Annotated in this window: 13 protein-coding genes and 1 pseudogene; 3 read left to right on the top strand and 11 right to left on the bottom strand. The window is 41.2% G+C overall.

The window, feature by feature from the left end:
* Positions 1 to 28: 28 nt before the first annotated feature.
* The 11 genes from lpxD to rpsB form a co-directional block, all read right to left on the bottom strand.
* Positions 29 to 1,048, bottom strand: a complete 1,020-nt coding sequence (lpxD, locus tag AC0L4E_RS05785; RefSeq protein WP_473678385.1) for a UDP-3-O-(3-hydroxymyristoyl)glucosamine N-acyltransferase — start codon at positions 1,046 to 1,048, stop codon at positions 29 to 31.
* The gene (locus tag AC0L4E_RS05780; protein ID WP_220753876.1) at positions 1,048 to 1,545 is read right to left on the bottom strand and encodes an OmpH/Skp family outer membrane protein; all 498 of its coding nucleotides are present in this window, start codon (positions 1,543 to 1,545) and stop codon (positions 1,048 to 1,050) included. The genes lpxD and AC0L4E_RS05780 overlap by 1 nt, the downstream gene beginning before the upstream one ends.
* Before the next feature lie 56 nt (positions 1,546 to 1,601).
* Entirely contained in the window at positions 1,602 to 4,085 is a 2,484-nt protein-coding gene (gene bamA, locus AC0L4E_RS05775; RefSeq protein ID WP_473678384.1) for an outer membrane protein assembly factor BamA, read from the bottom strand.
* 30 nt (positions 4,086 to 4,115) lie between these two features.
* Positions 4,116 to 5,486, bottom strand: a complete 1,371-nt coding sequence (gene rseP / locus AC0L4E_RS05770) for a sigma E protease regulator RseP (protein WP_473678383.1) — start codon at positions 5,484 to 5,486, stop codon at positions 4,116 to 4,118.
* Between the two features lie 14 nt (positions 5,487 to 5,500).
* A complete protein-coding gene (ispC, locus tag AC0L4E_RS05765; RefSeq protein ID WP_473678382.1) occupies positions 5,501 to 6,691 on the bottom strand; it encodes a 1-deoxy-D-xylulose-5-phosphate reductoisomerase in 1,191 nt (396 codons plus the stop codon).
* Positions 6,692 to 6,697: 6 nt separating this feature from the next.
* Positions 6,698 to 7,555 carry a phosphatidate cytidylyltransferase gene (locus AC0L4E_RS05760; RefSeq protein ID WP_473678381.1) on the bottom strand — a complete coding sequence of 286 codons (858 nt, stop codon included), beginning with the start codon at positions 7,553 to 7,555 and terminating at the stop codon, positions 6,698 to 6,700.
* A gap of 22 nt (positions 7,556 to 7,577) precedes the next feature.
* Positions 7,578 to 8,402 carry a polyprenyl diphosphate synthase gene (uppS, locus tag AC0L4E_RS05755; RefSeq protein WP_473678380.1) on the bottom strand — a complete coding sequence of 275 codons (825 nt, stop codon included), beginning with the start codon at positions 8,400 to 8,402 and terminating at the stop codon, positions 7,578 to 7,580.
* Between the two features lie 83 nt (positions 8,403 to 8,485).
* Positions 8,486 to 9,043 carry a ribosome recycling factor gene (frr, locus tag AC0L4E_RS05750; RefSeq protein WP_220753856.1) on the bottom strand — a complete coding sequence of 186 codons (558 nt, stop codon included), beginning with the start codon at positions 9,041 to 9,043 and terminating at the stop codon, positions 8,486 to 8,488.
* A gap of 134 nt (positions 9,044 to 9,177) precedes the next feature.
* A complete protein-coding gene (gene pyrH, locus AC0L4E_RS05745; RefSeq protein WP_285164802.1) occupies positions 9,178 to 9,903 on the bottom strand; it encodes a UMP kinase in 726 nt (241 codons plus the stop codon).
* A gap of 67 nt (positions 9,904 to 9,970) precedes the next feature.
* Entirely contained in the window at positions 9,971 to 10,822 is an 852-nt protein-coding gene (tsf, locus tag AC0L4E_RS05740) for a translation elongation factor Ts (protein WP_473678379.1), read from the bottom strand.
* Positions 10,823 to 10,937: 115 nt separating this feature from the next.
* On the bottom strand, positions 10,938 to 11,666 hold the full coding sequence (gene rpsB, locus AC0L4E_RS05735) for a 30S ribosomal protein S2 (RefSeq protein WP_220753853.1): 729 nt from the start codon (positions 11,664 to 11,666) through the stop codon (positions 10,938 to 10,940).
* A gap of 336 nt (positions 11,667 to 12,002) precedes the next feature.
* Here rpsB and map point away from each other — a divergent pair, with 336 nt between their 5' ends.
* The 3 genes and pseudogenes from map to dapD all read left to right on the top strand — a co-directional run bounded on the left by map (position 12,003) and on the right by dapD (position 16,243).
* Positions 12,003 to 12,794 (top strand): type I methionyl aminopeptidase, encoded by a 792-nt coding sequence (map, locus tag AC0L4E_RS05730; protein WP_473678378.1) that lies wholly within the window; start codon positions 12,003 to 12,005, stop codon positions 12,792 to 12,794.
* 25 nt (positions 12,795 to 12,819) lie between these two features.
* Positions 12,820 to 15,398 (top strand): annotated as a pseudogene (gene glnD, locus AC0L4E_RS05725) (bifunctional uridylyltransferase/uridylyl-removing protein GlnD).
* A gap of 20 nt (positions 15,399 to 15,418) precedes the next feature.
* Positions 15,419 to 16,243 (top strand): 2,3,4,5-tetrahydropyridine-2,6-dicarboxylate N-succinyltransferase, encoded by an 825-nt coding sequence (gene dapD, locus AC0L4E_RS05720; protein ID WP_473678377.1) that lies wholly within the window; start codon positions 15,419 to 15,421, stop codon positions 16,241 to 16,243.
* The last annotated feature ends 121 nt before the right edge of the window (positions 16,244 to 16,364 follow it).

The following is a 16,364-nucleotide window of genomic DNA, read 5'->3' as shown; positions in this document are numbered from 1 at the left end:
CGCAATGGCTACAAATGAGCCATGACTTCTAATCTTTGATTTTCTTTTCAATCGTTTTAACACGATTAAATAATTCGTCTAAATGACGGAAACGAACAGTATTTCTTCGCCACGTCTTGTTATCCATTGCAATTGTAGCAGATGAATACAGACCTGGTTTACGTATTTCGCTGGTTATATTGGTACTACCAGATACATGAGTGCCATCAATGATTTTTAAATGGCCAGCAACACCACAGCCGCCACCTAAAATACAATACTTACCAATTGTCGTGCTGCCTGCAATAAATGAAGCACCTGCAATCGCAGTATTTTGACCAATAACACAGTTATGCGCTATTTGTACTTGATTGTCGATAATCACACCGTCGTGAATCTCTGTCGGTGAAAGTGCACCACAATCGACAGTCGTTCCAGCACCAATCTCTACATTGTCGCCAATTATAACGCCACCGGTTTGAGGTATTTTGATCCAATTGCCTTTTTCATTGGCATAACCAAAACCATCAGAACCAATAACACAGGCAGAGTGGAATATACAATCTTGCCCAACAATCACATTATGGTACACAGTCACATTAGCTTTTAAGCATGTTCCTGAACCTATAATAGATTTTTCACCAACAACTGAACCTGCTCCAATTTGCACATCATTACCAAGAATGACATTCGCACCGACGACTGCATTAGCAGCAATAGCGACGTTCTCACCTAACTGTGCAGTAGGGTCAATTTGTGCTGAAGGATGAATACCTGAAGTTACTTTAGGAGTGGTATCGAGAAGTTGTGCAATTCGGGCAAAGCCGACATAGGGATCTTTCAAAACTAAAGCATTACCTTGGTAATCTTCAGCATCTTTTTCACTCAATAACACCGCACCAGCTTGAGAGCTCTCAAGCTGTGCACGGTACTTACTATTGGCTAAAAAAGAAAGTTGATCTTGGGTCGCATCCTCTAAAGTAGCTACACTGGTAATTTCCAATGTTTCATCACCTTTAACTAATGCGCCCAACAGCTGACCAAGCTCTTTTAAAGTCACAGTTTTCATTAGTTGCCTTTACTTAACGCTTGAACAACTTTGTTGCTGATGTCTGCATCAGGCTTAACGAAGATAACGGCACCACGTTGAAGAACGATGTCGTAAGACTCTTTTTCAGCGATAGTGTTGATGGCTTCTTGTACTTTAACTAAAAGCTTGTTTTGCTCTTCACCTTGACGACGACGCATGTCTTCATCAAGTGCTTTGCCTTTTAGTTGGAAATCAGATTTTAGTGATTCCATTTTACGTACAAGATCTGTTTTTTGGCTTTCGCTCATCAACGCACCATCACGTTGCTGCTTCTCAACCATAGTACGCATTTCTTCTTGCATTTTTTGTACGTCAGCAACTCGATCACCAAACTCAGTTTTTAGAGATTGTGAAATTTGTTCACGTTGTGGCAGTTGCTCAAATACTTCGCCCATGTCAACCACAGCAATTTTTTCAGCATGTGCCATCATAGGTGCACTTAAAAATGCCATTGTTACTAACGCGCGATTTACCATCTTTTTCAAAATAGACTCCTTGTTATTATCAGCAAAACTTGCCGAGTTTATTTGTTTTAGAACGTTTTGCCAATATTGAACGAAAAGATCTCTGTTTCATCATCTTCGTATTCTTTAATCGGCCAAGCCAAGCTAAACACCATAGGTCCCATCGGTGATAACCATTGAACACTCATACCCCAAGAGGCACGGATTCGGCTTGGGTCACTATAATCTTCCAATTTATCAAACTCATCGGCTGGAAGATATCTATACGAGTCATAATCAAACTCGGTATCCCATACGTTACCAGCATCAACGAAGAAGCTAGTACGTACTGAATTAGAATAAGCCTCATCCAAGAATGGAGTAGGAACAATCATTTCCATACTCGCTGTTGCGATAGCGTTACCACCAATCGAACGGCCTGAACTTACTTGAATTTGATTAGGCTCACCTGGTAAAGAACAGCTGTCACCAGAAGGATCCGGCGCACATGGTTCACTACCACGGTATAGATAGAACGAACGTGGGCCAACAGAGTTAGACTTAAAGCCACGTAATGAACTGCTACCACCTGAATAGTAGTTCTCCCAGAAAGGAAGAATTTGGTCATTGTCGTTAAACTGACCATAACCATTCGCATAACCTAAACGAGCACGTGTTAATAACACGAAGCCATGGTTACGAGTTAAAGGTAAGTAGAAATTAGTATCTAAATCGGTTTTAAAGTACTGTAAATCTGAACCAGGAATCGTCGCTTTAGCACTGAAACGCTGCGATGAACCATCAGTTGGGAACGTACCACGGTTTAATGTGCTGCGAGACCAACCACCGTTAAGCTCAAAGTTATCGAAGCTTAAATCCGCATTAGGATCGTCAGATTCACGATATACATTATAAAAACGTAAAGCTTGCTCATAAGCCGAAATCTCAGAAATCGAGTTATGACGGTAACCAATACCACCGTTTAAACGGTTATATTCGTTGATCGGGAAGCCAGAATTTAACGCTATACCGTATGATTTGTTTTTATAACGCTCAAGGTTAGCCTCGTTCGCATCAAATTCATTCCAGTAAATACTGCCACCTAAGCTCACACCATCTTTGGTAAAGTAAGGGTCTGTGTACGAGAAGTTAACGTTCTTTGAGTATTTATTGGTATTTAAGCTAACACCCGCTTGGTTACCGGTACCTAAGAAGTTACTTTGCTGGACACCAAACTGAAGGCTTAAACCTGATTCGGTACCATAACCCACACCAGCATTAAATGAACCAGAAGGCTGCTCTTTAACGTTAAAGGCTACGTCTACAAGATCGTCACTACCCGGTACTTGCACCGTTTCAGTATCAACAGTCTCGAAGTAACCTAAACGGTTTAAACGTGCTTTTGATTGCTCAACTTGCGCTGAGTTCAACCATGCACCTTCCATTTGACGTAATTCACGACGCATAACTTCATCTTTAGTCACAGCATTGCCACTAAAGTTAATTGAGCGTACATAAACACGCTTACCAGGATTTACATTAATATTTAATGCAACTTCCTTGGTTTCGTCATTAATTTCAGGGAACGTTTTGACTTCAGGATATGCGTAACCAAAGCGACCTAGATACTTGCTGTACATTTCTTCGGTGAATGTCACATCACCGCCGTTATACATGTCGCCTTCTTTGATTGGCAAAATGGCTTTCATTAACTTTTCACGGCCCATTAGTTCGCCAGTCAGGTTAACTTCAGACACTTTATATTTCTCACCTTCATCAACGTTGATGGTGATATATAAGCCTTTTCTATCAGGCGTCATCGCAACTTGAGTCGAGGTGACTTCAAATCGGATATAACCCTGATTGTGGTAATAGGTTTTGACTGTCTCTAAATCAGCTTGCAACTTTTGCTTTTGGTATCGGCGTTCACCGAATAAATCCCACCATGCAACATAGTCTTTTAGTTCAAGTAAGCCGATAAGTTCTGCATCAGAAAAAACCGTATTACCTACTACGTTAATTTGGCGAATTTCAGCCGCTAAGCCTTCGGTAAAGTTGAATTTAAGCTCAACACGGTTACGAGGTAAGTTGATCACTTCCGCTTCAACTTTCGCTCCGTATTTACCTACACCGTAATAGAAATCTTGCAGGCCTTTTTCAATACCAGACAGCATGGTTCTATCAAGTGACTCACCGATTTTAATGCCTGAGCCATCCAAACTTTCTTGGAGCTGCTCATCTTTAATATCTTTGTTACCTTCAAAGGTAACGGCACTGATTGTTGCACGCTCTTTAACATTGACAATCAATACACCACCTTCATGGGCTACACTGATTGTTTCAAAGTTAGTTGAGGCATATAAGCTTTTTATCGCTTGTTGTAATTTCACTTGGTCAACAGTATCACCCACTTTGACGGGGAGACTTAACAAGGCAGCACCAAGTGCAACTCGTTGTAAACCATCAATCTGGATGTCGGTCACTTCAAATGGTTGGAAAGGTTCAGCCACACCATTGCCTGAAAATGACGCGCCGACTAAAATCATCGAGGCAAAAAGTTTATTCAATCTCATAGAGCACTTCTAATTATTTGTGTTCCCTGCTCAGAGTCTGGAAAAATCGTTAAAGAGTGCAATACTCATTAACAACAGCAGCATAGCTGCACCAAACCTGAATCCTATATCCTGTACCTTCTCTGGCACAGGCTTACCCGTAATCACTTCGATAAAGTAATACAGCAAGTGTCCCCCATCGAGTACTGGCAAAGGCAATAAATTAATTATGCCTAAGTTCACACTGATGAGTGCGATAAACCCGAGAAAATACACCAATCCATAGTCAGCACTGGTACCAGCGCCTTGGGCTATAGAAATCGGACCGCTCAAGTTTTTCACCGACACATCGCCGGTAAACAGTTTTCCAATCATCTTAAAGCTGACAACCACCAGTTGCCATGTTTTATCTGCCGCAGCAGCAAAGGAATCTACTATGCCATACTCAAGCTGGAAGCGCATACTTTCAGGCCAATCAATTTGAGTCGGACTAACACCTACTACACCAATTGTTTCTCCATTTGCATTGGTTTGCGCTTGCGGAGTAACAACTATGCTTTTTTGTTTGTTATCGCGAAGAACGATTAGCTCTACGTCTTTGTCTGCAGATGTTTGTATCACATCCACAAAATCATTCCAATCTTGATATGGTTGGCGATTTATCTTAATAATTTCATCACCTAACTCCAATCCAGCAATCTCGGCTGCACTGCCTTTGCTTACTAAAGCAATTACAGGTTCAATGCCAGGGCGGTAAATTCCTAAGCCCATAGCTGTAATAGGTGATTCTTTATCTGGGTCAAATTGCCACTGGCGAATATCCAGCGTATACGTTTTTAGCGGAGTTTGATCTGTGCTAGAGGAAGATAATGGTTTTAGGCTAATATCGAGCTCACTACCACCGATATGACTTACCAGCGCAAGATTAACTTCTTCCCAGTTTCTGACTTTTTGACCAGAAACAGACACAATTTGCATCGGCTCTTGCAGTTCTATTTGAGCAGCAGGAGTATTGTCTCGAGTAGTATCAATAACTGGTTTAAGTGAAGGCACACCAATTAGGTACATTAAGTACAATGCAACAATCGCAAACAAGAAGTTTGCAATTGGTCCTGCTGAAACCACTGCGATACGTTGCCAAACCGTTTTACGATTAAAAGCTTGATCTTTTAACTCATCAGGAACGTCTTCAACTCGCTCATCGAGCATTTTGACGTAGCCGCCTAAAGGTAGCATTGCGACAACATATTCAGTGCCATCTTTGCCAACTTTGCGCCAAATGGCTTTACCAAACCCGATAGAAAAACGTTCAACTTTGATACCACAACGACGTGCTACCCAAAAATGTCCGTATTCATGTGCAGTAATCAAAATACCTAGTGCGACAATAAATGACCCCAGGTTCCATAAAAAATCGAACATCGTTCTCCTACGAACTAGTTAATTGCTTTAATAGCTTCTCGTGCGATAACGCGAGCTTGAGCGTCTAAATTCATAATATCTTCGATAGTACTTAATGACGATTGCGGCGTTTTTTCCAAACAAACCTCATTGACTCTAGCAATATCGGTAAACTTAATTTGTTGCTTTAAAAATGCATCCACAGCAATTTCATTGGCAGCATTTAAAACCGTTGTTGCTTCCTGTCCTTTGTCACAAGCTTGCATCGCAAGCGCTAAACATGGGAAACGACTGTAATCAGGTTCACAGAAGCTTAATTCTCTGAGTTTGAAAAAGTCTAAAGGTTCAACCCCAGCGTAAATTCTTTCAGGAAAAGACATACAATGCGCAATTGGTGTACGCATATCTGGGTTGCCCATTTGCGCAATAACGGAGCCATCTAGATACTGTACCATTGAATGGATGACACTTTGAGGATGAATAACAACCTTTAGTTGCTCGGCATTAGTATTAAACAGCCAGCGAGCTTCGATAAATTCGAGCCCCTTATTCATCATCGTTGCTGAATCTACAGAAATTTTAGGCCCCATTGACCAATTGGGGTGATTACAGGCTTGTGTTGGCGTCATTGCATTTAAGCTGGCGATATCAGCTGTTAAAAAAGGACCACCTGAGCCTGTTAATAAAATATGAGAAATACCCGATGCAGCAAGGTCGCAATCACCTAAATTTGATTGCACTTCAGTTGGCATACATTGAAAAATTGCATTGTGTTCGCTATCAACAGGAAGCAAGGTTGCACCACTGTCCCGTGTCGCATTCATAAATAGCTCACCAGACATCACCAGCGCTTCTTTATTGGCTAACAAGACTCTTTTGCCTGCTTTCACCGCAGCAAAAGTTGAAACTAAGCCTGCAGCGCCAACAATTGCCGCCATAACGGTATCCACAGTGGATGATGTCACTAAATCAATTAGTTCGTCTTCACCCGTTAGTACTTCCGTCGTTAACGCTGCTGGCATGATAGCTTTAAGCGCTTTAGCGGCTTCAGCGTTGACCATATGGGCATAACGCGGTTTATGCTCGATACAAAGCGCTAGCATTTTTTCCACACTGGAATTAGCCACTAATCCATAAACATTATATTGCTCAGGGTTATGACTAATAACACTTAAAGTGCTACTACCAATAGAGCCAGTAGCTCCGAGAATGACCATATTTTGCATGGCGAATTAAATCCAGAACGCAAGGTAAATAAAGGTAAATACGGGTAATGCTGCCGTAAGACTGTCCATTCTATCTAAGACGCCACCGTGGCCAGGTAAAATTTTACCTGAATCTTTAATGTTAGCTGCACGTTTGAACATGCTTTCAGAAAGATCGCCAAATGCAGAAGCCACAGCAGTGATTAGGGTTACAGCAATCACTAGACCTAGCTCTTGTTCTGGTGAGTAGTACATAACACCAATCACAACAGCCATCGTTGCTAGCAAGCCACCACCTAAACCTTCTAAGGTTTTATTAGGACTCACATTAGGCATCAATTTATGTTTACCCATCGAGCGACCAGCAAAGTATGCACCTGTATCAGCAGCCCACACGATTAGCATCACCAAGAATACCAATGCGCCACCAAAGTATGGATCAATATTACTGCTAATTGATTTAAGGGTGATTAACGATACAAAACAGGGGATTAAAGTTAATTGACCAAACATCGACTTTAACATCGGGCTGTTTTTCCAGGTCACACTACTCTTTGGAAAAGTAAAAATCAGTAATGTGCTAATAATCCACCAGAATAAACCGATGGTTATAATAGCTAAAAAGATGGGGTGAACTTGGCCTTTAAGCCACAAAGCCTCAACGGGAACAAATATATTCAATGACACTAAAATAATTGTCACTGTGGCAGTGAAGGTCCATTGTGTCGCAGTACATTGTGGGTCAATGAAACTGCCCCACTCTTTAGCACCAATCATAAAGACAGGGATTAGTGCCCAAGCAAAGTATTCAGCAGGTAAAAAGAATATGGCACCTATCACTAAAGGAAGTAACCATAAAACTGTTATAATTCGTTGTTTTAACAAAGCAAAAGCCTCTTAAATATTTTTAAATAGCACGTATTTCTTCAATTTGACACCCTGTCAAACCAAATCTACGTTGCCTGCTGGCAAAAATGGCAAGGGCATCTTTAAATGCTTGCTCATTGAAATCTGGCCACAAAGTCTCAGTAAAGACTAATTCAGCGTATGCAGCCTGCCATAAAATAAAATTACTGATGCGGTAATCACCGCCAGTACGTATCATTAAATCAACTTCATTTTGCTCGTTCATACAAAGTTGTTGATTTAATGCTTCTTCAGTTAACTCACTTGACTCAATCTCACCTTGAGCCACTTTGTCAGCCAGTTTTTGGGCCGCCTGTAAAATATCCCAACGGCCACCATAGTTAGCTGCAACATTAAGTACCAGCCCAGTATTATCTGCAGTTTGTTGTTGTGCTTTATGGATCTGTTTTTGTAAACGCGCAGAAAAACGACTGATATCACCAATGATATTTAAGCGAACTTGATTGTTGTGCAGTAGCTTTATTTCTCTTTGCAGAACCGAGAAAAATAACTCCATTAATAAACTGACTTCTTTATCTGGTCTACGCCAGTTTTCGCTAGAAAAAGCGAACAAAGTTAATGACTCGATACCGAGCTGGCTCGCGAGGCTCACAGCACGACGTACAGTTTTAACTCCAGCCTTATGGCCAAACACCCTTGGTTTACCTTGTAACTGAGCCCAGCGACCATTACCGTCCATAATAATAGCGACATGCTTAGGAAGCGACTGCTTTACAACATCAGAAAGTTGACTAGGCAAAATTTCCGATGTTTCTAGTTCAGCACTCGATTCTGTTTCTGACTCATATCCAACAGTGGATGACATCTATTACAACCCTTTCAAATAGACAAACGCCGTGTAGTATAACCTTACACGGCGCTTTAACTCTAGCTTTGCTAGGTCGAGAATTAGACTTCCATCAATTCTTTTTCTTTAGCAGCTAAAATTCCATCAATATTCTTGATACTTGCATCAGTGAACTTCTGAACTTCATCTTCACTGCGACGAACATCATCTTCAGTACACTCTTTTGCTTTTTCAAGCTTTTTAACTTCGCTGATCGCATCACGACGAACATTACGAACGGCAACACGACCATTTTCAGCTTCACCACGTACCACTTTGATGAAGTCTTTGCGACGTTCTTCTGTTAGTGCTGGTAATGGGATACGCATAGCGTTACCCGCAGTCATTGGGTTTAGACCTAAATCTGAACTCATGATCGCCTTTTCAACAGCTTGAACCATAGTAGCATCAAATACAGTTACGTTTAAGGTACGTGAATCTTCGATACCAATATTTGCAACTTGCTTAAGTGGTGTCATTGAGCCGTAATAAGACACTTGAATTGAATCAAGTAAGCTTGGATGAGCACGACCAGTACGTACTTTCGCCATTTGGTTTTTAGTAGCTTCAACACACTTGCTCATGCGTTCTTGAGCATCTTCTTTAATTGTATCAATCACGATAAATATCCTTTTGGTCACAAATACTTATTACTTGAACGATTATCTGAGAATGGCACATAGATTTTTCTATGTCGATAGTCGTTCAAATGAAAATTTTCAGGCGTTAAACAAATTAACCGTTTAGGGTTAAATTAGTTTTTAATATGCGTGCCTTCTTCTTCACCCATGATAACACGACGTAAAGCACCAGGTTTATTCATGTTGAAAACTAAGATAGGCATGTTATGGTCACGGGCTAGCGTAAAGGCAGCTAAATCCATCACCTTAAATTCATTTTCTAATACTTCATCATAAGTTAATGAGTCATATTTAACAGCTTCAGGATCCTTCATTGGATCAGCCGAGTAAACACCATCAACTTTTGTCCCTTTCAGAACCACTTCAGCTTCAATTTCAATACCGCGTAAACATGCAGCTGAATCAGTGGTACAAAATGGGTTACCTGTACCAGCAGCAAAAATTACCACTCGGCCAGATTTTAATAAACTAATTGCCTCAGCCCAGTTGTAGTCGTCACACACACCTTTTAAAGGGATAGCAGACATTAAACGAGCATTAACATAGGCACGGTGCAGCGCATCGCGCATCGCTAAGCCATTCATCACTGTTGCAAGCATACCCATATGGTCACCAACAACACGATTCATACCAGCTTGTGCTAAGCCTTCACCACGGAATAGATTACCACCACCAATTACAACCCCAACTTGAATCCCAAGTTCAACTAACTCTTTAACTTCTTGAGCCATACGGTCAAGAACTTTAGGGTCAATACCGAAGCCTTCTTCGCCCATTAACGCTTCACCGCTTAACTTTAAAAGAACGCGTCTAAATGCAGGTTTTGGATTGGTGCTCATAATTTTTTCCTAATTATAACAAAACCGCAGCGGTTGCTGCGGCTTTAGGGTATGAAGAGATGTTTAATTACGCTTTTTTAGTAGCAGCAATTTGCGCAGCAACTTCTGCAGCGAAATCTTCTTCTTTCTTCTCGATACCTTCACCAACTTCTAAACGAATGAAGTTAGTTACTGAAGCGCCTTTCTCTTTAAGGATGTCGCCAACAGTTTTCTTTGGTTCCATGATGTAAGCTTGGCCAGTAAGAGAGATCTCACCAGTAAACTTCTTCATACGACCGATAACCATCTTCTCAGCGATTTCTTGAGGCTTACCTTCGTTCATCGCGATTTCTACTTGAAGCGCTTGCTCACGAGCAACAACATCAGCAGGTACGTCAGTTGGGTTAACGAATTCAGGCTTAGAAGCAGCAACATGCATAGCAATATGCTTAAGAGTTTCAGCGTCAGCTTCACCAGTTACAACAACACCGATACGGTCGCCGTGACGGTAAGAAGCTTGGTCAGCACCATCGATGTACTCAACGCGACGAACGTTGATGTTTTCACCAATTTTTGCAACAAGCGCAACACGAGTTTCTTCGAATTGTGCTTTAAGCTCTTCGATGCTTACTTTAGAAGCAGCTGCAACAGCAAGTACTTCGTTAGCAAATGCTAAGAAGTTGCCATCTTTAGCAACGAAGTCAGTTTGACAGTTAACTTCTAATAAAGCTGTGTAACCTTCGCCACTTTGAATAAGGATAGTACCTTCAGCAGCAATGTTACCTGCTTTTTTAGCAGCTTTAGCAGCACCACTTTTACGCATGTTATCGATAGCTAGCTCGATATCACCGTTAGTTTCAGTCAATGCTTTTTTACAGTCCATCATGCCAGCGCCAGTGCGGTCACGAAGTTCTTTAACTTGGGCAGCAGTAATTGCCATTGTTAAATCCTCTATTTTAATTCGTCTAATATTGCATTTAAAACAGGGGCCCATAAGGCCCCTGCTCACCAATTTCTTATTGGTCAATAAGGGAGATGGAAACCATCACACCTTATTAAACAGTTTCTACGAAACCGTCTTGCTCAGCTTGAACAGCTAAATCTTGACCACGGCCTGAGTTAGCAGCTGCAGCAACAGAAGAAGTGTACAAACGGATAGAACGCATAGCATCATCGTTACCAGGAACGATGTAGTTAACGCCGTCTGGAGCAGAGTTAGTATCAACAACAGCAACAACTGGGATACCTAAGTTGTTAGCTTCTTTAATAGCAATATGCTCATGGTCAGCACCGATAACGAATAATACGTCAGGTAAGCCGCCCATGTTTTTGATACCGCCTAAAGATTTTTCTAACTTCTCTAGCTCGCGAGTACGCATTAACGCTTCTTTCTTAGTAAGCTTGTCGAAAGTTCCGTCAACTGACTGGCTTTCTAGCTCTTTAAGACGTTTGATTGACTGACGAACAGTTTTCCAGTTAGTCAACATGCCGCCTAACCAGCGGTGATCAACGTAGTACTGGTCACAAGAAATTGCAGCTTCTTTGATAGCTTCGCCAGCAGCGCGCTTAGTACCAACAAAAAGGATTTTACCTTTTTTAGAAGCAACGTTGCTGATGAACGCTAATGCTTCGTTGAACATTGGCACAGTGTGCTCAAGGTTGATGATGTGAACACCATTACGAGCACCGAAGATGAAAGGCTTCATCTTAGGATTCCAGTAACGAGTTTGGTGACCGAAGTGAACACCAGCTTGAAGCATGTCGCGCATTGAAACAGTAGTCATTTTATATACCTTAATTTTGGGGGTTAGACCTCCACGAATCCCATACCTTCGACTCTTGCTTGCTAAAATAGCGCACTAAGAGCACCCCGAAGAATGTGTCGATACGTGTGTGATTTAGTATTTAGTTAAATTGCCATCTATAACATGTATAATGGCCGCCATATTTTACGCTTAGTGGAACAGTAAGTGAAGAAAGTATTTATACTTTATTCAAATTACAGCTTCATTAAGACTTAAACATAACGGCGCGCTTTATACCATAACTAGGTAAAAAGCACAAATTTTGCCAAATTTATTTGCGCCTTTTTTGACTGATATAACGGTAAGAGAATATTCATGAGCATAGTCATCAAGACAGCAGAACAAATCGAAAAAATGCGTGCAGCAGGCAAATTAGCTGCTGAAGTACTAGAAATGATTGCCCCCCATGTAAAAGTTGGTGTTACCACAGATGAGTTAAATGACATTTGTGCAAAATTCACCGAAGAGCATGACGCTATTTCTGCGCCACTTAACTACCATGGCTTTCCTAAATCTATTTGTACTTCAGTTAATGAAGTCGTTTGTCACGGCATTCCAAGTGGTTACCAATTAAAAGACGGCGATATTTTAAATATCGATATCACAGTCATTAAAGATGGTTTCCATGGTGACACATCAAAGATGTTTTTAATTGGTGATGTGAGTCCAAAAGACAGAAGACTTGCGCGAATTGCTCAAGAAAGTTTATACCTTGCGATTAAGAAAGTTCGTCCAGGTGTTAAATTGGGTGAAATCGGTACTGCTATTGAAAAGTTCATTAAAGCCAGTAAATCTGGGTTAGATAAGTATTCAATCGTGCAAGACTATTGTGGTCACGGTATTGGTGAAGGTTTCCACGAAGAACCTCAAGTTGTTCATTATAAAAACAATGACAACACAGTATTAAAAGCGGGCATGTGTTTCACTATTGAGCCAATGATTAATGCTGGACGTTACACCACCGTTTTAGATAAAGAAGATAACTGGACAGTTACCACTTCAGATGGTAAAAAATCAGCTCAGTGGGAACACACACTATTGGTTACTGAAACAGGTGTAGAAGTACTCACATTACGTGGCGAAGAAGACTTCCCTAGAACTGTATAAATTTTAACGTAAATAAAGGACGTCAATGAACACTGCGCTGGTAGCTAAAAACACGCTTATTGAATTTAACCAGCGTTTATTGGAGCAATTTACTGCTAAACAACCAATAACCGAACTTGTTCAGCAGCGCTGCCAGTTTGTTGATGACCTTTTACTTGAAAGTTGGCGTAAATTTGAATTAAACAATTTTCAAATAAGCTTGATTGCCGTGGGTGGATATGGCCGCGGCGAACTTCACCCACATTCAGATATTGACCTTCTATTACTATCTCAATCAGACATTGTCAGCCAACAAGCTAAAGATGCCATTAGTAAATTTATCACTTACTTATGGGATTCAGGCCTAGAACTTGGTCATAGTGTTCGCACTATCGAAGAAACCTTAGTTCAAGGTCAGCAAGATATCACCACTGCGACTAACCTGCTCGAAGCAAGACTGCTTATTGGTCAAGAGTCATTATTTGATGAGCTTTATGATGCCATTAGACAAGAAGGCTTTTGGCCATCGAATACTTTTTTCTCGGAAAAATAGAAGAGCAACACCAGCGTCACCTTAAAGCTAATGCTTTCGACTTAGAGCCAAACTTAAAGTCATGCCCTGGTGGCCTACGTGATATTCAAACTGTAGCGTGGGTTGCCATGCGACATTTTGATGCTGCAACCCTAGCAGAACTCGTCGACCATGACTTTTTAGAGCCAGTGGAGCTAAAAGAGCTATTAGAGTGCCAAGACTTTTTATGGCAACTACGCTTTAGCTTACACATGATAGCTGGGCGAAACGAAAACCGTTTATTGTTTGATTTACAAAGACAAGTCGCCAGCATGATGGGTTATGAAGACGAAACCCAACTCGCTGTTGAACAAATGATGAAACGTTACTATCGCACAGTAAGACGTGTGATGGAGCTTAATGAAATGCTGCTTCAGCTATTTAAGCGTGCAACTTTAAGCATGTCTTCATCACTGACTATTTATCCAATTAGTGAACATTACCAACGCCGTGGTCGATATATTGAAGTATTAGATGACCAATTATTTGAGCAACAACCTGAACAAATCATTAATTTATTCTTTCTAGTTGCCAAGAACTCTAATGTTAGGCGTATATACGCGCCAACTTTGCGTTTACTTAGACAAGCAAGGCGCAGGTTAAAAGCACCACTACAAGATAACCCTGAATGCCGTAAATATTTAATGGCAATTTTAAAGCACCCTCGTGGTATTGCGGCATTATCGCTAATGCACAAGCATGGCATTTTATCTTCATATTTGCCTGCATGGCGGAAAATTGAAGGTCAAATGCAGTTTGATTTATTCCATGCTTATACAGTCGATGAGCACACCCACAGGTTACTGCTCAATATTGACCGGTTTGCACAACCAGATCAGAAAGATGAGTTTCCACTAGGCGCTATACTAATTAACCAATTGCCTAAAAAAGGCTTATTAGTACTTGGGGCTATCTTCCATGATATTGCCAAAGGACGAGGTGGCGACCACAGTAAATTAGGCGCTACCGATGCATTAGATTTTTGTAAGCTGCATGGCTTAAGCGATCATGACGGGCGACTTGTGGCATGGTTAGTGGAAAATCATCTGGTCATGTCGGTTACCGCTCAGCGCCGTGATATTTCAGATCCTGAAGTAGTAGCCAAATTTGCAGATCAAGTGCAGGATGCGGTGCATTTAAGCTATTTATATTGTCTTACCGTGGCTGATATTTGTGCCACCAACCACAAAGCTTGGAATAATTGGAAAGGCTCGCTGTTAAGGGACTTATACTTTGCCACCCAACGGGTATTATCCCGCGGTAAAGAAAAACCCATTGACGTTGCAGATAGAGTTTTGGAAGTCCAACAAAAAGCGCAAAAAGAGCTATTAAGACGTGGTGTTAAACAGAAAGCCATTAATGAACTTTGGAGTCGCTTCAAAGATGACTATTTCTTACGTCATCAACCGAATCAAGTTTCTTGGCACACTGAAGCACTGCTTAAACATGATAAACAAAAACCATTAGTGCTTATCTCAAAACACACAACCCGTGGTGGCAGTGAGTTATTTGTTTACGCTAAAGACAAGCCCAAATTATTCGCCACTGTTATGACAGTGTTAGATAACAAAAACATAAATGTTCATGATGCTAACATCATGACATCAAACGATGATTACGCATTAGATACTTTCGTTATTTTAGAGCAAGATGGTGAACCAATCAGCCAACTTTCACGTATTCAGTCGATTAAAAAATCGCTTGAAAAGAGATTGGCAACACAAAAATCTAAACCGCCAAAGTTTAGAAAAATGTCACGGATCATGAAACCTTTTAACGTTCGCACACAAGTGAGTTTCTTACCGGGTGCGAAGCATGATACAAGTATGATGGAGCTAATTGCTTTAGACAGCCCAGGGCTGCTAGCAAAAGTAGGTGATGTACTTTATCGCTGCGATATCACATTATTATCAGCCAAAATTACCACCATTGGTGAGCGCGCCGAGGATTTCTTTATTTTACAAACCGCTCTCGGCCAAGCACTTAGCGAAGCACAGCAAACACAATTATCTGAAGCGCTTTCCGAAGCGCTGACTCAACCTTTACATCAATAAATACAAATTGGGAGAAAGTAATGGAGGCATTACGCCAACGCATAGAAGCTGCATTTGAGGCTCGTCAGGACATCACACCTAGCACGGTAGAGCCAAGTGTTCGTGCAGATATCGAAACTGTCATCAGCATGCTTGATAAAGGTCAAGCACGCGTAGCAGAGAAGATTGACGGCGAATGGCATGTACATCAGTGGTTAAAGAAAGCTGTTTTGCTTTCTTTTCGCATCTTCGATAACGAAGTGATTGAAGGCGGCGACACTAAGTACTTTGATAAAGTGCCACAAAAATTCTCAGACTACACAGCAGAGCGCTTTAAAGAAGAAGCAATTCGTGTTGTACCACCAGCAACCGTTCGTAAAGGTTCATTTATCGGTAAGAACACCGTATTAATGCCATCTTACGTAAACCTAGGTGCATTCGTTGACGAAGGAACCATGGTTGATACATGGGCAACAGTAGGTTCTTGTGCCCAAATTGGTAAGAACGTTCATTTATCTGGCGGTGTTGGCATCGGTGGCGTACTTGAGCCATTACAAGCTGGCCCAACAATCATTGAAGACAACTGTTTCATTGGCGCACGTAGTGAAATTGTTGAAGGCGTTGTTGTTGAAGAAGGCAGCGTAATCTCAATGGGCGTATACATTGGCCAAAGCACACGTATTTTTGACCGTGAAACGGGCGAAGTACATTACGGCCGCGTACCTGCAGGCTCGGTAGTGGTTTCAGGTAACCTACCTTCTAAATGTGGCACTTACAGCTTATATGCTGCAATTATCGTTAAGAAAGTAGATGCTAAAACTCGCGGTAAAGTAGGAATTAACGAACTTTTACGTATCGTTGATTAATACGTTTTTTGAGAATGGGTAGGTGTTCTTTCATCTAACTCACTCTAGAAAAGTAAAAGGCTCAGTATTCGTACTGAGCCTTTTTTATGGGCGATATTATCGTAAGTACACAGCAGCGTTA

The sequence above is a fragment of the Shewanella sp. GJ50-10 genome, from assembly GCF_055808815.1.
Note: the sequence above shows the minus strand (reverse complement) of the source record. Positions and strands in the feature narration are given on the sequence as shown.